The sequence below is a fragment of the Cyanobium sp. BA5m-21 genome, assembly GCF_024346235.1.
Classification (GTDB): Bacteria; Cyanobacteriota; Cyanobacteriia; order PCC-6307; family Cyanobiaceae; genus Cyanobium_A; species Cyanobium_A usitatum.
Genome location: NZ_JAGQCO010000001.1, coordinates 19,898 through 36,281, shown reverse-complemented (window position 1 = coordinate 36,281; position 16,384 = coordinate 19,898). Strand labels below are relative to the sequence as shown.

General features: G+C 64.7%; 15 protein-coding genes. 3 read left to right on the top strand and 12 right to left on the bottom strand.

All coding sequences use genetic code 11. The annotated features are described in order from the left end of the window. The first annotated feature begins 61 nt into the window (after positions 1 to 61). The gene (gene cobN, locus KBY72_RS00185) at positions 62 to 3,790 is read left to right on the top strand and encodes a cobaltochelatase subunit CobN (protein WP_254992930.1); all 3,729 of its coding nucleotides are present in this window, start codon (positions 62 to 64) and stop codon (positions 3,788 to 3,790) included. 19 nt (positions 3,791 to 3,809) lie between these two features. On the opposite strand, the gene KBY72_RS00180 is transcribed toward cobN, so the two are convergent. The 7 genes from KBY72_RS00180 to KBY72_RS00150 are packed head-to-tail and all read right to left on the bottom strand — an operon-like array spanning position 3,810 to position 9,980. Next, positions 3,810 to 4,370 carry a hypothetical protein gene (locus tag KBY72_RS00180; RefSeq protein ID WP_254961398.1) on the bottom strand — a complete coding sequence of 187 codons (561 nt, stop codon included), beginning with the start codon at positions 4,368 to 4,370 and terminating at the stop codon, positions 3,810 to 3,812. Positions 4,371 to 4,399: 29 nt separating this feature from the next. Beyond that, the gene (locus KBY72_RS00175; protein ID WP_254992904.1) at positions 4,400 to 5,062 is read right to left on the bottom strand and encodes a PHP domain-containing protein; all 663 of its coding nucleotides are present in this window, start codon (positions 5,060 to 5,062) and stop codon (positions 4,400 to 4,402) included. Continuing rightward, the gene (hemJ, locus tag KBY72_RS00170; protein ID WP_254941638.1) at positions 5,055 to 5,645 is read right to left on the bottom strand and encodes a protoporphyrinogen oxidase HemJ; all 591 of its coding nucleotides are present in this window, start codon (positions 5,643 to 5,645) and stop codon (positions 5,055 to 5,057) included. The genes KBY72_RS00175 and hemJ overlap by 8 nt, the downstream gene beginning before the upstream one ends. Before the next feature lie 60 nt (positions 5,646 to 5,705). Next, positions 5,706 to 7,217, bottom strand: a complete 1,512-nt coding sequence (locus KBY72_RS00165) for a cryptochrome/photolyase family protein (RefSeq protein WP_254992903.1) — start codon at positions 7,215 to 7,217, stop codon at positions 5,706 to 5,708. A gap of 2 nt (positions 7,218 to 7,219) precedes the next feature. Next, positions 7,220 to 7,531, bottom strand: a complete 312-nt coding sequence (locus tag KBY72_RS00160) for a hypothetical protein (RefSeq protein WP_396093092.1) — start codon at positions 7,529 to 7,531, stop codon at positions 7,220 to 7,222. Beyond that, positions 7,528 to 9,489: an excinuclease ABC subunit UvrC gene (gene uvrC, locus KBY72_RS00155; RefSeq protein ID WP_315859508.1), complete on the bottom strand. Its 1,962-nt coding sequence runs from the start codon at positions 9,487 to 9,489 to the stop codon at positions 7,528 to 7,530. The genes KBY72_RS00160 and uvrC overlap by 4 nt, the downstream gene beginning before the upstream one ends. Next, positions 9,486 to 9,980 carry a flavin reductase family protein gene (locus KBY72_RS00150; RefSeq protein ID WP_254961401.1) on the bottom strand — a complete coding sequence of 165 codons (495 nt, stop codon included), beginning with the start codon at positions 9,978 to 9,980 and terminating at the stop codon, positions 9,486 to 9,488. Before KBY72_RS00150 ends, uvrC begins: the two co-directional genes overlap by 4 nt. A gap of 65 nt (positions 9,981 to 10,045) precedes the next feature. Between KBY72_RS00150 and coaD the strand changes: the two genes are divergently transcribed. Both coaD and KBY72_RS00140 read left to right on the top strand, forming a co-directional pair. Further along, positions 10,046 to 10,531, top strand: coding sequence for a pantetheine-phosphate adenylyltransferase (coaD, locus tag KBY72_RS00145; RefSeq protein WP_254961402.1), 486 nt, complete (start codon positions 10,046 to 10,048; stop codon positions 10,529 to 10,531). Between the two features lie 8 nt (positions 10,532 to 10,539). Beyond that, entirely contained in the window at positions 10,540 to 11,412 is an 873-nt protein-coding gene (locus tag KBY72_RS00140; RefSeq protein WP_254961404.1) for a hypothetical protein, read from the top strand. Here KBY72_RS00140 and dacB read toward each other — a convergent pair. The 5 genes from dacB to dapF form a co-directional block, all read right to left on the bottom strand. Continuing rightward, positions 11,409 to 12,737, bottom strand: a complete 1,329-nt coding sequence (gene dacB, locus KBY72_RS00135; protein WP_254992902.1) for a D-alanyl-D-alanine carboxypeptidase/D-alanyl-D-alanine-endopeptidase — start codon at positions 12,735 to 12,737, stop codon at positions 11,409 to 11,411. The genes KBY72_RS00140 and dacB overlap by 4 nt on opposite strands. Before the next feature lies 1 nt (position 12,738). Then, complete coding sequence (locus tag KBY72_RS00130; RefSeq protein WP_254992901.1) at positions 12,739 to 13,278, bottom strand: DUF4330 domain-containing protein; 540 nt, start codon at positions 13,276 to 13,278, stop codon at positions 12,739 to 12,741. 73 nt (positions 13,279 to 13,351) lie between these two features. Next, positions 13,352 to 14,044 (bottom strand): DUF1995 family protein, encoded by a 693-nt coding sequence (locus KBY72_RS00125; protein WP_254992900.1) that lies wholly within the window; start codon positions 14,042 to 14,044, stop codon positions 13,352 to 13,354. Continuing rightward, complete coding sequence (locus tag KBY72_RS00120; protein ID WP_254961408.1) at positions 14,044 to 15,228, bottom strand: cysteine desulfurase family protein; 1,185 nt, start codon at positions 15,226 to 15,228, stop codon at positions 14,044 to 14,046. Before KBY72_RS00120 ends, KBY72_RS00125 begins: the two co-directional genes overlap by 1 nt. Next, the gene (gene dapF, locus KBY72_RS00115; protein ID WP_254961424.1) at positions 15,229 to 16,353 is read right to left on the bottom strand and encodes a diaminopimelate epimerase; all 1,125 of its coding nucleotides are present in this window, start codon (positions 16,351 to 16,353) and stop codon (positions 15,229 to 15,231) included. Positions 16,354 to 16,384: the final 31 nt, after the last annotated feature.

The following is a 16,384-nucleotide window of genomic DNA, read 5'->3' as shown; positions in this document are numbered from 1 at the left end:
GGCGCGACGGCCTGTGGCCGAGATGGACCGATCTTCTCACCGCAGCAAGCAGGATGGGGCGATGCATCGCTTGGCATCGGTACCTGGGGGAGGAGCAGCTGCCGATATCGGCGCGCTGGTGGAGCAGCCTGCCGCACCTGTGCTGCTGCTGAGCAGTGCCGACACCGACCTGCTGGCCATTGACCAGTTACTTGAGCGGGAACCCCAGCTGCTGAAAGCGGAGCTGCGCGGCCTAAACCTGGCGGCCCTGGCTCACCCGGCCCAGATCGACCACTACCTCAATTCCACGGTGCGCCACGCCCTGCTGGTGGTTGTGCGGTTACTGGGGGGCAGGGGTCACTGGAGTTATGGCTTGGAGCAGCTCCAGAGCTGGGCAGACAAAGCCCCAGAGCGGCAATTGCTTGTGCTGGCTGGCACGGCCGATGAGGAGCAGGTGCTGGCGGGGCTGGGCACCGTCGCCCCTGCGTTAGCAATCGGCCTGGCCCGCTGCCTGCGGGAGGGGGGACCCGCCAACCTGCGCCAACTGCTACGGGCTTTGCAGGCTCTGCTCGAAGGTCGGTCCCCAGCGCCGCCACGAGCCGAGCCCCTCGCCGATCCACTAGCCCATGATTGGCAGCAGGAGAAAGGCCCTCGCGTAGGCGTGATCGCCTATCGGGCCCTGCTTCAGGCCGGTGACCTGGCGCTGATGGATGCCACCCTGCTGGCCCTGCGCCAGGCGGGACTATGCCCGCGGGCGCTTTGGGTAAGCGGTCTACGGGATGGGGCGGTGCAGCGGGGCGTGGCCGACCTGCTGCAGCGGGAAGGAGTCCAGGCCGTGTTGTGCAGCACCTCCTTTGCCTCAGTGCAGTTTGAGGAGGCCGGCCTAGGGGCGCCGCTATGGGAGCAACTTGGTGTGCCTGTGCTGCAGCTGCTTTGCAGTAGCCAGCCCCGCAGCCGCTGGCAGACCAGCAGCATCGGCTTAGGCCCGACCGACCTCACCCTCCAGGTGGCCTTGCCAGAGTTGGACGGGCGGCTCACTACCCGCATTGGGGCCTTTAAGGAGACCGTGGGCGCCAGCGAGCGTCTGGCTTCGGCCCTGCAGCGCTACCAACCGGATCCGGAACGGCTGACCTGGATCGCCCAGCTCTGTGCCAACTGGATCCGGCTGCGCCAAACCCCAGCTGCCGAAAGGCGCGTTGCGCTTGTCCTGGCCAACTACCCAACCCGCAACAGCCGCCTCGCCAATGGCGTCGGACTCGATACGCCGGCTTCAACGGCCTTGATGTTGCAGTGGCTTGCCGGGGCTGGTTACAAATTGCAGGGCCCAGTGCCTGTTGATGGCGAAGCCTTGATCCAGATGCTGCTGGCTGGACGCAGCAACGATCCGGAAAGCGAGCACCGACCCGCCCTGACCCTGCTGCCCCTTGCCACATACCAGGCCTGGTATGCCTGCCTCCCCAGCGAGGGCCGCCAAAGGCTGGAGGCGGTGTGGGGACCGCCCGAACTCGATGTCGCTCTGGTTAGCGCCGCCGGAGCTGTACCCGGCTTCCCGATCCGGGGCTTGCAGCTGGGGCATGTGAGCGTATTGATCCAGCCCGACCGCGGTTACGACAGGGATCCGGCCCTCAGCTATCACAGCCCCGACCTGCCCCCCACCCACGCCTACCTAGCCCAATACCTCTGGCTGCGCCTTGAGTTTGGCGCCCATGCAGTGGTGCATGTAGGCAAGCACGGCAACCTGGAATGGCTGCCTGGCAAGGGATTGGGGCTGTCCGCCAGCTGTTTTCCGGAGTGGGCTTTAGGGCCGCTGCCACACCTTTATCCCTTCATCGTCAACGATCCCGGCGAAGGCTCCCAGGCCAAGCGGCGCAGCCAGGCGGTGATCCTTGATCACCTGACACCGCCCCTGGGGCGGGCGGGCCTGTATGGGGCGCTGCAGCGACTTGAGGTTTTGCTGGATGAGTATTGGGAGGCCTGTCAGCTCGGCAGTGAACGGGCAGGCCCCCTGCGCCAGACCCTGGCCAAGGAGCTCGAGAGCATGGAACTGCCGCTCGGTAGCGCCGCGGAACTCGATAGCCGGCTCGATGCAGCCGATGGCTACCTCTGCGAGCTCAAGGAGGCCCAGATCCGCCTGGGGCTCCACACCTTCGGCACCCTGCCGGAGCCCGATCGGCTGGCCGAGCTGCTGCTCTGCCTTGCCCGCTGTCCGTTGGCAGCGCAACCCGGCCTCACCCAGGCCCTGGCGCAAGACCTGCAGCTCAGCTTCGACCCCTGGGGCGATGAAGACAGCACGCCCCTAGGCCAGCCAGACCAGCAACGGCTCCAGGCCGCCTTTGGCGGAGAGCTACCGCGCCTGGTGGGAGATGGGGTTGCGCTGTTGGAGGCGCAAGCACTGACCTTGGTGGAGCAGGAGCTGGCCGGTTTGCAACAAAGCCAAGCCAAGGCTTCGCCCTTGGCTGGACCCAGGCTGCAGCGGGCGCTGCAGCACCTGCGCCAGGCCCTGCTGCCCCCCCTACTGGCCTGCGGCCGCGCCGAACGGGAAGCCTTCCTGCGGGGCCTGGAGGGGGAGCGCATTGCCGCAGGACCATCCGGAGCACCCACCCGCGGCCGACCAGATCTGCTGCCGACGGGGCGCAATTTTTACAGCGTCGACCTGCGCGGGCTACCCACTGAAGCGGCCTGGGACCTGGGCCGACGCAGCGCCGAATTGCTGCTGGAACTGCACCTTCAGGAACAGGGGGAGCACCTGAGCAGCTTGGCCCTATCGGTTTGGGGCACGGCAACGATGCGCAATGGCGGCGAGGACATCGCCCAGGCCCTGGCCCTACTTGGCGTGCGACCGGTTTGGGATGGACCAACCCGCCGCATGGTGGATCTGGAGGTGATTCCCCTGAGCCTGCTGGGCCGTCCGCGGGTGGACGTGACCCTGCGCATCTCAGGACTGTTCCGCGACGCCTTCCCCCAACTGGTGGGGTGGGTCAACCGGGCCACTGAACTGGTAGCCGCCCTAACCGAACCAGAGGCGGACAACCCCCTCGCCGCCGCCTATCACCGCGAAGGCCACAGCGCCCGCATCTACGGCTCAGCGCCAGGCGCCTACGGGGCAGGACTGCAGGGCCTGATCGACAGCGGCCACTGGGAGGAACGGGCTGACCTGGGCGAGGCTTTTTTGAACTGGAGCAGCTGGCGTTACGACAGCCAGGCTGGGGCTTCTGGGCAGGCTGGCATCGAAGCCCAGGCCGACCGGAGCGGCCTGGAGCAGCGGCTCAAGGCGGTGCAGGTGGTGTTGCACAACCAGGACAACCGGGAGCACGATCTGCTCGATTCCGACGACTACTACCAGTTTCAGGGAGGCTTGAGTGCAGCGGTGGAACGGGTCTCAGGGCAGCGCCCAGCACTTTGGTTTGGCGACCATTCCCGAGCTGCCAGGCCCCGGCTGCACCGGCTGGAGCGGGAATTTGACAAGGTGCTGCGCAGCCGCGTGCTCAACCCCCGCTGGATCGAAGCGATGAAAGGCCATGGCTACAAAGGCGGCTTCGAAATGGCTGCCAGCCTCGATTATTTGTTTGCCTACGACGCCAGTACCGGCCGAGTCCCCGACTGGGGCTACGGCGCCATCTGCGACCAGTGGCTCGGGGATCAGACAGTGCGTGATTTTCTGGTGCAGAGCAATCCCTGGGCCCTGCGCGACATGGCCGAACGGCTACTGGAAGCCCACAACAGGGGGCTGTGGGAAGGGGCACAAAAAAACCAGCTGGAGCAGTTGCGCCAGCTGGTTCTTGATAGCGAAAGTCTGATTGAGCAGTGCTAAGGCAACCAAGCCAACTTGATCAACCTTTTAATTCTCTGCTCATGCGTTTGAAGGGATCAATGTCGCCAGCTTTGCCGCTGGCCTGCTGGCTGATCTGGACCTGCGGGCTTGCCATCGCAGCGGCCTGGGCCTGAGCTTGAGCCTGCTCCTGCTCCTGCTTTATCGCTGCAGTACCACCAGGCACATTCACGCCCATGGCAGAACCTTTCATGCGCTGATCAAGCTCCGCCTGGGACATGGTTTGGGCGAAGGTCTTCTTAACCGGCTTTGGGACACCTCGGGTGAGATCAAAGGCTTGTTCAGCCTGGCTACTCTGGCCACCCAATCCATCAGACACCCGCTCCAGCCGCGACTCCATCGAAGCCACTTCTGCCACCATCTCCTTGTTGCCGGGGCTATCAGCCGTGCCCGGGAAGGTGCGGCGAATGGTGTTGGAGCGCCGCATGAAATCAACGTTGCCCATGCTGCTGGAAGCGTCGGCGTCCAGGAAGAAGGTTTCAACCTCCTTTTTGGGCTGGGGGGTCTTCGGGGCGGCGGCGTTGCCGTCGCGGGTGGCGAACAGGCGATCAAACAAACCCATCGTCTGCCAGGGGTAAGCGTCAGGAAACCCTAGCGGCCGAGAAGCGCTAGTCCATGGGTATCGGTACCGCAACTCATCAAAAGGCCACGTTGCTGCAGCTCAGCAGCAATCGCCTCGCACACCAGAGGCGTTGGTGTCCAGCGCGGCTGCATCTGGTAGTCGTACCAAGCCTCGGCGCCATCAAAACCGAGACGATCGGCGGCGGCGATCAACCGCTGGAAGGGCAGGCGATAGCGGGCGGGATGGGCAAGTAGCAGCAGACCCCCCGCTTGGCGCCCCGCCTCCAGCACCGCCTCAGCCTGGAGCGCTGGCCCCACCAGCGCCCGCCCCTGCAGATAGGGCTCAAGGCTGGGGTGATCGGCATCAAAGCCAAGCACCAGCACATGCACCAAGCACCCCTCGAGCAGGCAGCTGATTTCCACACCTCGCCAGAAGCTGGGCACGGCACGGCCCTCGCTAGCCGCCGCCATAAAAACCTCCATGGCAGGCCCGTGGGCGGCCAGGCTGTGGTGATCGGTGATGGCTAGGTGCTCCAGGCCGAGTTCTAGGGCCTGCTGGGCCAGCTCAAGGGGAGTCAGGCTGCCGTCACTGCAGATGGTGTGGCAGTGGAAATTGACCCGGCTAGGGCAGCAGGCCGGCGTCAGCTGGCGGAGTACGTGCCGCAAGGGGTGATCAGGCACGAGTTCAGGCATTCGCGGACAACCGCTCCGCCCGCAGCCGCCGCCAGCGGGCATAAAACTGAATCGATGCGGCCATGAAGACCACCAGGGCCACGATGAACCAGGTGGCAGCGCCGGTGGGGAATTGGTTTTTGAACACCACCAGCATCACCACGATCACCAGCAGCAGGGTGGGCAACTCGTTTAAGGCCCGCAATTGCTTAGGGCTCCAACTGCAGGCTCCCCTGTTGAGCTGGCCCATCAACCGATAGCAAAAGGCGTGGTAAGCCAGCAAGGCAGCCACGAAGGCCAACTTGGCGTGCATCCAGCCCTGCTGCAGCCAGGCGGGATTCACGCTCAGTAAACCAGCCGCACAGACCACTGCGACCACCATGCCGGGGGTGGTGATGATGTTGGCCAGACGGCGCTCCATCAAGCCGTACTGGGCCTGGAAAGCCGGCCGCAGCGACTCCTCCAGCTCCTCAGCCTCGCGGTGATAGATGAACAGCCGCACCAGATAGAAAAGCCCGGCAAACCACACAACCACCCCCACGATGTGGAGAGTCTTGAACCAGAGGTAGGCCTCGGCGGGCCAGCTCAGGGTCAATAAGGGCATGGCGGCAGTTCAAGCAAGGGCCAACAAACTAGGGCCGCAGCAGTCAGTGGGCTGAAGCAGTCAGTGAGCCGCAGCTGTGGCCCGGATCGCCGCCAGCTCGTCGGGGGGGATCTTCTCGAGCTGCTTCATCACCAGCCCCATGCGGTGATTACGGCGCAGTCCCTCTTGGTTGCGAGCCAGGAAATCCCAATAGAGCGCGTTGAAGGGACAGGCATCCGCTCCAGTGCGCTGCTTCGGGTTGTAGCGACAGCCCTTGCAGTAGCTGCTCATCCGATTGATGTAATTGCCGCTGGCGGCGTACGGCTTGCTGGCCAGCATGCCGCCATCGGCAAACAACCCCATGCCGAGCACGTTGGTTTGCATCACCCAGTCGTAGCCATCAATGAACATGCGGTGAAACCAAGCGGTGAAGGCCTGGGGATCGAGGCCGGCGATCAAGCCGTAGTTGGCTAGGACCATCAAGCGCTGGATGTGGTGGGCGTAGCCGCTTACCTCGAGTTCGGCCAGCACCGTGTCCATGCAGGCCATGCCACTGCCGCCCAGCTGCTCTAGCCAGCCCGGCAACGGACGGTTAGCGCCGAAGTGATTTCGGGCGGGATAGTCGGCGCCAAACCACCAGTAGAGGCCGTGGGTGTATTCACGCCAGCCCAGGATCTGGCGAATCACCCCTTCCAGGCAGGCAAGGGGCGTACCCCGCTCCAGCCCGGCCTGCTCCAGCCGACGGATCACCTCAAGCGGCTGCAACAGGCCAATGTTGAGATAAGGGGAGATCAGGGCGTGCCACAGGGTGGGCTGGCCGCTGACCATGGCGTCCTGGAACGGGCCGAAGCCATCGAGCCGCGTATCGATGAAATGCTCCAGCACCGCCAGCGCCTGGGTGCGGGTAACTGCCCACCCAAACGTCGCACTAATCCCAGGCAAGCCAGGTTCAGAGGCGGCCTCAAGCTCCTGAGCCAGCTGGTCCACCTTGGCAATCACGGCCCGGGTGATTGCATCTGGCGCAAAGACCAATGGTTCAGGCCCCACCAGCCCCTTTGGCGGTGCCTTGCGATTCTCCTGGTCGTAGTTCCACTGTCCACCAAGCGGCTGGCCGTCATCGCCCATCAGCACGCCAAAACGCTTGCGGCCCTCCCGGTAGAACAATTCCATGCGCAGCTGCTTGTAGGGAGCAGCCCAGGCGCCGAAATCATCCCGGCTCCAGAGAAAAGCATTGGAGAGGTGCCACACCAGGGGCGTAGGCAGGGGCAGCCGTTCAATCGCTTCACGAAAGGGGCGCTCGGCTGGCTCCATCAGATGCAGCTCGCTGATCTCGTGCTCGGCCAGCCAATCCTTCAGCGCCTCAGCAAAGGTCGGGGCCTCAAGCAGATCCACCGTCCAACCGCGCTGGCTCAGCTCGGCCGCGAAGTGCCGCATGGCACTCCACACCAGCACAAGCTTCTGGCGGTGATAGCGGCGTTGCCGCAGCACCGAGCTGCTCTCAATCAGCAATACCCGGGCGGTTGCAGGGGTGTGGGCTGCCAAAGCTGCCTGGAGGGGGTCCAGCTGGTCGCCCAGCACCCAGATGCCAATCACGCTCAGGCCTCACCAGCCAGCCGGCAGGCACGGCGGGCTACGGCCGCGGCATAGCCCCGCTCCACCGGACCAGCCAGGGGGCTGAGCACCCCATTGCGGCAATCCACCACCAGACGCTCGTGCTGACCCTGCTGGTCGTTTACCCGCAGCCGCAGCTGCCAGTGATGCTTAGCGCTGCGGTGGATCTCATCACCACAGACGGGCCCAACGCAGATGCCGGGGGCGCCGAGGGCCGGCGGCGTTAGGGCAGGTGAAAAAAGCAGCAGCAGCCCCAGGGCCAAGGGCAGTAGCAGCAGGGAAGCCAGACGCCTCAACTGGCCAACTCCTCGCTAACGAGCTCGTCACTTGGGTGAAAGTAATCCCACACCTGGCGGGCCAGGGCCGGCCCCACTCCCGGGGCAGCGGCGATCTGCTCTGGACTGGCCAACTGGATGGCATCAATCGAGCGGAAGTGGGCCAATAACTCCTTGACCCGTTTCGGTCCCAGGCCAGGAATATCGGAGAGGCGCGAGCGCTTCATCCTCTCGCCCCGCTGCTGGCGATGGAAGCTCACAGCGAAACGATGGGCCTCATCGCGCAGACGACGCAACAGCTGCACACCCAGCTGGTCGGGCTCACTCTCCAGGGGCTGCTTGGCCCCTGGCATAAACACCTCCTCCCGCTGCTTGGCCAGGGAACAAACCACCAGCTCTTCGTGCAGATTCAGCTCTCGCAGGGCCTCCATCACCGCCGAGAGCTGGCCCTTGCCGCCGTCAATCATCACCACATCTGGCCAATCATTGAGGCCACCGGTGTGGAGCGTGGTGTTGGCGGCCCGCCGGAGCTCGCCCAGGTCGGCACCCTCGGCCTTGGCCTGGGCCCAGCGGCGGAAGCGGCGGCGCATGATCTCGGCCATGGCCATGAAGTCGTCGGAGTGGCCTGAGCGGATCGAGCTGCTTTGAATCTTGTATTTGCGGTAGTGCTGCTTGGCCGGCAGCCCATCGATGAACACCACCTGGGAGGCCACGGCGTCGCTGCCCTGGATGTGGCTGATGTCGTAACCCTCAATGCGCCGTGGTGGGCTGGGCAGCTCCAGCAGCTGGGCCAGGTCTTCGGTGGCCAACAGTTGCTGCTCGGCGCCGCGCTGGGCCCGCTTCAGTTCGTAGCTGGCATTGCGCTCCAGCAGCTCGATCAGATCGGCTTTCTGCTGCCGCTGGGGCACGGCAAGTTTCACCTTGCGGCCGCGGCGCTCCGCCAGCCACTCCTCGATCAGGGGCTGCTGGGGTAGGGCGTGCTGCAGCAGCAGCTCGGGGGGAATCTCCACCGGCTCCACCTGGCTGTAGTGCTCCTCCACCACCCGCTGCAGGATGCGGCCGGGCTCCAGGGGCTGGCCATCGGCGCCTACGGCATCAGCGGTGAAGCCAAGCCGCCCCACCAGCTTGCCGGCCCGCATCTGGAACAGCTGCACCGCCGCCACCCGCTCATCGGCGGCTAAGGCCACCACATCACGGCTCACCGAGCTGTCGCCGAGGCTCATCTTCTGATCAGCGGTGAGGGTGTCGATGCCCTGCAGCTGGTCGCGCACCCGCGCGGCGCTCTCGAAGTCAAGCCGCTCGGCATATTTGCCCATCTGCTCATTCAGCAGCTCAAGTAGCTCCTCGTTGCGCCCTTGAAACACCATCGCCACCTGGCGCAGGGTGAGGTGGTAGGCCTCGGAGCTGATCTTTTCCTGGCACACCCCTGGGCAGCGGCCGATGTCGTAGTTGAGGCAGGTGCGCTCCCTGTAGAGCGGCTGGGGTCGCTGACGCAGCGGAAAAACCCGCTTCACCAGGGTGAGGGTGCGGCGCAGCAGGCCCACATCCACGTAGGGCCCGTAAAAGCGATCCAGGGGCGAGCGAAACCGCCGCCGCCGGGTGATGAAGATGCGCGGGTAGGCCTCGCTCCAGGTGATGCAGAGATAGGGATATTTCTTGTCGTCTTTCAGCAGCACATTGAAGTGCGGCTGGTTCTGCTTGATCAGGTTGGATTCGAGCGCCAGCGCCTCGGCTTCACTGTCGGTGACGATGAATTCGATCTCACACACCTGGCGCACCATCAGGGAGATGCGCGGGCTGTGGCCATGGCCGCTACCGCTTTGGAAATAACTGCGCACCCGATTGCGCAGCACCTTGGCCTTGCCGATGTAGAGGATGCGATCGCTGGCATCGCGCAGCAGATAGCAACCCGGCTCGGAGGGCACCTCCTTGAGCCGGACCTTGAGGCGTTCGGGTTGCTGCAGCAGGGGCAGGCTCAACCGCCGTATTGCCAGCCGGTGCTGCCGAGCTCAAGGGCAGCACCATCGCGGTGCAGGGTGGCCGTCTTCACCTCGCCCACGAACACGGTGTGGTCGCCATGGGCCACCTGACCCACCAGCTCACATTCCACCGCACCAAGGGCGTTGTCGAGAATCGGCAAGCCCAGCTCACCGAGGCTGAAGGGGGCTGCATCGAAGCGACCGCCCATGCCTTTTTGGGGTTTGAAGAAAACTGCGGCCAGGTCCTTCTGGTCAGCGGCAAGGACGTTCAGGGAAAATTTCTTGGTGCGCTGAATGATGCCGTTGCTGGTGCTGTCGGCCCGCACAGCCATCACCACCAATGGCGGCTCAAAGGAGCCTTGGGTCACCCAGCTGGCGGTGAAGCCATTGACCTCATCCCCCTCAGCTACGCCGCAGATGAACACGCCATGGGGAATTTTGCGCAGCAGGGTTTTCTTGGCTTCGGCGTTAAGGGCGGCGTTAAGGGCCATGGCGGCAAGAGCGCTAAGAACTACATCCACCCTAGAAACGCCTCGGGCACCCATAGGCTGGCCCGATGCGCGCCCTCTACCCCGGCAGCTTCGATCCCCTCACCCTGGGCCACCTCGACCTGATCGAGAGGGCAGCACGCCTGTTTGACGGCGTGGTGGTGGCCGTGCTGCAGAACCCCAGCAAGCAGCCGGCCTTCAGCCTCGAGCAACGCCTGGAGCAGATCGGCACCGCCACGGCCCATCTCCCGGGGGTTGAAGTGGGCAGTTTTGATGGCCTCACCGTCGATTTCGCCAGTCGTTGCCAGGCCCAGGTAATTCTGCGGGGCCTGCGCGCCCTGAGCGACTTTGAATTCGAGTTGCAGATCGCCCACACCAATAAGAGCCTGGCCCCCCAGGTGGAAACCCTGTTTCTGGCTACTGCTGTGCACCACAGCTTCCTGAGCAGTTCAGTGGTGAAGGAGGTGGCTCGCTTTGGCGGCGATGTGCGTCACATGGTGCCCCCCAGAGTGGCGGAAGACCTGTGCAGGCTTTTTAATCGGACATCTGTTTAGAGCTGTACATGACCGAGCCCACCATCACCGTGCTGGATCAGCTCGATCAGCTGGAGGAGATCGTGCTGGAGGGCAGCCGCATTCCGTTCAGCGGCGGACGGCTGGTCAATGAGCAGGACGCCATTGAGGTGATGGATGCCCTGCGGGAATCGTTGCCGGGCCAGCTGCAGCAGGCCGTAGCGCTAATCCGCCAGCGTGAGGAATTTATTGGCCAGGCGCGACAGCAATCAGACGAGATCATTGCTGCTGGCAAAAGGGAGCGGGAGCAGCTGATCAACTCTGCCGCCATTCGTCAGGAGGCGGAGCGGCAGGTGGGTGAGCTGCGGGATCAGGCCCGCCAGCAGTGCGAGCAGCTGATGTTGCAAGCCCGCCAGCAGGTTGCCCAGGCTGAGCAGGAGCACCAGGCCCGCACGGCCCAGATGGAGCAGCAATTTGCGCTCCGCCGTCAGCAGCTCGAACAGGAAACGGCTGAGCGCAACCGCCAGCTGCTCGAACAGCACGATCGCAATCGTCAACAGGCGATGGCTGAACTTGAGCAGATCCGCCAAGAGGGAGTGAGGGTGCAGCGCGATAGCCAGGCAGAAGCGGAGCGGGTGCACAACGACGCCCTGCAGTTCCGCCAGCAGACCCAGCAGCAATGCGACGCCCTGGTGAGCCGCAGCCGCCAGGAGTCGGCCGCCATTCAAGAGGGTGCCAACCGCTACGCCGAGCAGGTGCTGGGCGAACTCGAGGGCAGGTTGAAGGAGATGAGCCAGGTGGTACTGGGAGGCCGCCGCGAGCTGGTGCGACTCCAGGCGCCAGAAGCTGCCGCGCCAGCTGTAGAGGAGACGACGGGCCGCCGCCGCCGGGTAGCCAACACTCTCAAGCAGCTAGCGGGCTAGGGGGGGCACAGCTGGCTGTTTTGCGCTTGACGCAACACCTTGCCAATAGTGACGTTGGGCGAGCTGGCGCCATTACTGATGGCACTTACGTAGCGGGGCCCAGCTGCAGTCATCAGCACGCCACTGATGGAGCGCACTCCGCTGATCGTGCCTGTTTTTCCAAAGAACTGCCCTTGCAGGGAGGTGCCCACATAAAGATTGCGCAGGGTGCCCCGCTGGCCCGCAACCGCCATCGACGCCAGATAGGCGCGGCCGTAGGGGTGCTGATCCATGCGCATAAGCAGCGCAGCTAAGAAGCGGCTGGTGAGTCGGTTGGCGCGGTCGAGGCCGCTGCCATCGGCAACGCGAACACCCTGCATCGGCAGGCCCTGTTCGGTGAGCCAGAGCATTTCAAGCTGGGTGGCTCGGGCCAGATCCCAGGTACCAGCGCCCTGCCTCAGCAGTACTTCGGCGGTGAAATTGTGGCTTTCGGTGTTAGCCAGGCTCAGCAGGTTGTGCATCGGAGCCGATGGCTCCTGATGCAGCAGCACCGCATCAGCGGGCAGGGGAGCGCGAGCCGAAACCAGTGACACCTGCGCCTTGGCCCCCCGCTGAACCATGGTTTTCTGCAGCAGGGTCTGTAGTCGCGAAGGCGGATTCATCACCGCCTCGTTGATGGCATTGCTGGTGACCGCCAGCCGGGTGATCGGCGCGCCGTAGGCGTAGTAGCGGTCATCTGGGTGCCAACCTTGGGGCCACCAGGCCTGGCGAGGCTCCTCGGCGATCTGCAACCGCACCAGCGAAGGCGTCTCACCACTGCTGCCACCCGATCCCATCGCCAACATGGCGAATCGCTGCAGCTGGGGCAGGGCCAGGTCGGGGTCGCCCTCTCCGGTGAGGCGGAAGCTGCCATCACCCAGCCGCCAGAGCTGGGTATTAAGGCGATAGTCAGGGCCCAATCGGTCTAGGGCGTAGGCCGTGCTCACCAGCTTCTGATTGGAAGCAGGAATGCGGGGCCGGGTGCCGTTGAGGTCGGCCAGCAGGCGGCCCTGGGCATCGGCAATGGTGATGCTCCACACAGAAGCCTCGCCTGCCACGGTGGCAAGCAGCCGCTGCTGCAGCGCCGGACAGCTCAGCTGAGCCTGAAGCTGGGGCAGGCCAACCGGTGGGGGCAGGGGCGGCAAGGACGCCAGGGGCACCTGCTGGGCCAAGGGCACCTGCTGGGCCAAGGGCACCTGCTGGGCCAAGGCAGTGGCTGGCGCACCCGCCAAAACGAGCACTAGGGCATGAACACCAGAAAGGCGCAGCAGAAGCTGACGCTTAGCAGGGGTTTTGAGAGGGGCCATCTCAGCCACCTCCAACCTGGAGGCCGCTAACCGTGCCGCCCACGCGGAATTGCTCCCCCTCTATTTCCACTGGGGCACCAATCTTGATGGTTTGGTTGCCAAAAACCACACCGCCAGCACTCTTGCGGCCCTGGCCCTGGAGCACAAAACGAGCATCGAGGCTGCCCAGGGTTGCCTGGTTGGGGTCCACAGCCGTCACCACCGATCCGTTGGGTTGGACCGCCACCAGGCGCCGCTGCAGGGGCAATACCTGCTTGATCGCCACCGAGCCATGGGGCTGGTTACGGATCACGATTGCAACCTTGCCCTCCTCCTGGGCGGCCTGAATCAAGGCCCTGGGATCAGCAACCGGCACGCCACGCACATCCACCAGCACGGTGACTGGGGTGAGGCCACCGGTGGCCTGAGCCACCGCTCCGCTCAGCTTGGGGCTCCAGATCACCCCTGCGGCAGCCAGGAGCACCGCAACTCCGGCTCCGATGTCAACAAGGCTCCAGGAGCGTCCTTTTGCTGCAGGGCTCTGGTCGCTCTCGGAAGCCATCGACAAGGTCTGCGTTTGGCGAAGTGTACGGAGGCTGGCCGGTTAGATCCAGTGCAAGTGGGTCCGCAGGGGGCTAGTTGCGCAGGCCTTCGATGAAAGCGTCCATGACTTTGAGGTTGGCGCCGAGCCCCAGGCCGGCTTCACCCGCCATGGCTAACGCCCGTTGCTCCATGTCTGGCTTCTGGTCGAAATTGCAAACAAAGCGATAGCCATCGGCATCGCAGCGATACAGCTCCCACATCCCCGGACAGGCCCGACGCAGGGCCCCATCTCCTGTTGGAATCAGGGCATAGGCGCTCTGCCAGCCGGACAGAAAACCCTTGCGACGCTCCCGAGCCACACTGCCGATACCGATGGCCGCATCCTCGAGGTTGCCGTTTAACAGCAAAACAACTCCGCGGTGCAGGGCGCATACCTGCTCCACCTCCTCGTAGTCGGCGGGGGAAGGTGCCACCAGCAGCAGCACGCCCTCGCTGCCGCCGTCAGCCTGCTGAAGGCGCATCTGATCGCGCAGGCTGGCAATTCGGGTTGCAAAATCAGGGGCATCGCGTTGGGCAAGGGCAGTGGCGCCGGCATCGGCACAAAGCAGCCTCAGGCTGGGTGCGCCGGAACTAAGACCAGCCTGCAATCGCAAGGCCAAAGGGAGCAATCGCAGGCCCTCGAAACGGAGCTCGACACTCCAAAGCCCCTTGGCTCCTGCTGCCAAGGCGCTCTGAATCGCCGCCAGTGCTTCAGCTTCGGCGCTGCGCAGATCGGGGGGGAGCATTAGGCCGTCAACGGATGCTCCGACGCTAACGAGGCCGCAAGCGCCACCTGCAACGCCTGGACCAGGGCCTCAAGATCGGCGGCGCAATGCCAGGGCCCGAGGCTGATGCGCAGGCCACTTGCGGCGTCGGCCTCGCCATAGCCCAGGGCTCGGAGCACGGAGCTGGCAGCCGATCCAGAGCTGCTACAGGCCGAACCGCTGCTCAGGGCGAAGCCCTGGCGGGAGAGCTCACGCACCAAGTTCCGGCCGGAAAGCGGCAGGCCAGCGTCGCTAGCCACCAGCAGGCTGAGGTGGTGAGGCAGGCGGGAGTCGCCCGGGGGCGGACCGCTCAACCGCAGCCCGGGAAGGCTCAAAAGCCGATGCAGCACGGAGTCGCGCAGGGGTGCCAGCGAAGGCGTGGCACAGCTGAGCTCCAGGGCCTTGGCGAAGCCGCTCAACAGCACCACAGGTTCGGTGCCGCCACGCCTACCGCCCTCTTGGCCGCCACCACCAAGCTGGCCCTGGAGGGCGAGGCCACGACGCACCAGCAGCAAACCAACCCCCCTGGGGCCCTGCAGCTTGTGGGCCGCCCCACTCAAAAAATCAATGGGCAGCTGGCGAAAATTGATCGGCAGGTGGCCCAGAACCTGCACCGCATCAACGTGCAGCAGCACCCCCTCCCGCCGGCAACAGGCCCCGATCGCCTCAATCGGCTGGAGGCTGCCAACCTCGTTTTGGCCCCAGATCACCGAGACCAGACGGGTTGGAGGCACCAGCAAGCCATCGAGGGCGTCGAGATCAAGCAATCCCTGCCTATCCACCGGCACCGCTTGGACGCTCCAGCCGCGCTGCTGCAGTTGGGCAGCTGCCGCCAGCGTGGCGGGATGCTCGACCGCCGATATCACCAGCCGGCCGGGTGTGAGGCCAGCAGCAGCGCCGAGCAGGGCCAGATGAATGGCCTCGGTACCACCGGAGGTCACCACCAGTTCATCTGGCTCGCAGCCCAGCCCAGCAGCCAGGCTTAGGCGCGAGCGTTCGAGCTGCTCTGCTGCCGCAAGGCCAGGGGCGTGGAGGCTTGAGGGGTTAGCCCAGGCCGTGGCCTGGGCAAGGGCCATGGCCTCCAGCACCTCAGTGGCGGTGGGAGTGGTGGCGCTGGTGTCGAAGTAGCCAGCCAGGGCTGGCAGCTGACTGGCCGAATAGCCCACCTAGCCTCCCTGGGCTTGATCCAGCTCAAAGCGGGAGCGAATCCGCGATTCAAGGGAATTGGTGGCCAGTGCCACCAGGTCGTCGAGGGAGCTGCTGTTGAGCAGGGCATCAACCCTGGCCCTGGCTTCGGCTGAAGGGCAGGCTTCAGGTCGGATGCAGCCATTGATGCAGACGCTGGCGCAGTCGACTGCAGGCGAGGCGTCTGGAGAAGCGTCTGGTTGCTGTTGCACCGGGGCGGCGGCCTCGAGTTCACAGGGCTCATCGCCCCAGAGCTCGGGGGTCACGACGCCATCAAAAACAGCCACAGCGGGGCCCGCCATAAACACATGACCACTGGCTACATCCCAATCAATTTCCAGGGGCCCGCCTGGGAGATCGAGGCGCGCGCAGCGTTCAGCCAGCCCCAGCAGATGGGCTACCACGAGGGTGGCGCAAGCACCGGTGCCGCAGGCCAAGGTGGGGCCCGCTCCGCGCTCCCACACCCGCATCACCAGGTGAGTGCGACTGATTACTTGAACGAAATGAACGTTGGTGCGGGCGGGGAATGCGGGGTGAACCTCGAATGCCGCGCCATAACGCTCCAAATCCACCGCCTCAACGTCGTCAACGGGGATCACAACGTGGGGATTGCCCATACCGGCCGCCCCGACCGCAAACGAGGTGCCAGCCACTTCCAAGTTGCCCTGGGCCAGCCCGTTATCGCCGCAAGGCAAGGTGGTCGGAATACCTTCAGGATCGAGAAAGGGGGCTCCCATGTCGACGCGGATGCTGCCGTCCTGACGCAGCTCGGGAACGATGCGCCCCGCCAAGGTTTCGATCTGCCATTGACGCCCGGGAACATCGTCATCGCTATCGGCCAGAAAGCGGGCCAGGCAGCGCATGCCATTGCCACACATCTCAGGTTCCGTGCCATCGGCGTTGAAGATCCGCATGCGCAACTCCCCGCCCTGGCGGGGCGGCAGGGCCAGGATCACACCGTCAGCGCCAACCCCGAAGCGGCGGTCGCAGAGGCGCTGAATACGGTCCGGGGTGAGGCCGTAGCTGGCATCGGTGCTGGAGGCTCCCCTGCCATCAAGCATAAGAAAATCATTTCCCAGGCCTTGATATTTGCTGAACTGGAGCACGATGGGGGCGAGCGCAGCCACAGCTAGATCT

What these genes read in the sequence shown, in the direction of transcription:
- cobN (WP_254992930.1), top strand. Translation starts at nt 62, where the DNA reads ATGCATCGCTTGGCATCGGTACCTGGGGGAGGAGCAGCTGCCGATATC.
- KBY72_RS00180 (WP_254961398.1), bottom strand. Translation starts at nt 4,370, where the DNA reads ATGGGTTTGTTTGATCGCCTGTTCGCCACCCGCGACGGCAACGCCGCC.
- KBY72_RS00175 (WP_254992904.1), bottom strand. Translation starts at nt 5,062, where the DNA reads ATGCCTGAACTCGTGCCTGATCACCCCTTGCGGCACGTACTCCGCCAG.
- hemJ (WP_254941638.1), bottom strand. Translation starts at nt 5,645, where the DNA reads ATGCCCTTATTGACCCTGAGCTGGCCCGCCGAGGCCTACCTCTGGTTC.
- KBY72_RS00150 (WP_254961401.1), bottom strand. Translation starts at nt 9,980, where the DNA reads ATGGCCCTTAACGCCGCCCTTAACGCCGAAGCCAAGAAAACCCTGCTG.
- coaD (WP_254961402.1), top strand. Translation starts at nt 10,046, where the DNA reads ATGCGCGCCCTCTACCCCGGCAGCTTCGATCCCCTCACCCTGGGCCAC.
- KBY72_RS00140 (WP_254961404.1), top strand. Translation starts at nt 10,540, where the DNA reads ATGACCGAGCCCACCATCACCGTGCTGGATCAGCTCGATCAGCTGGAG.
- dacB (WP_254992902.1), bottom strand. Translation starts at nt 12,737, where the DNA reads ATGGCCCCTCTCAAAACCCCTGCTAAGCGTCAGCTTCTGCTGCGCCTT.
- KBY72_RS00130 (WP_254992901.1), bottom strand. Translation starts at nt 13,278, where the DNA reads ATGGCTTCCGAGAGCGACCAGAGCCCTGCAGCAAAAGGACGCTCCTGG.
- KBY72_RS00125 (WP_254992900.1), bottom strand. Translation starts at nt 14,044, where the DNA reads ATGCTCCCCCCCGATCTGCGCAGCGCCGAAGCTGAAGCACTGGCGGCG.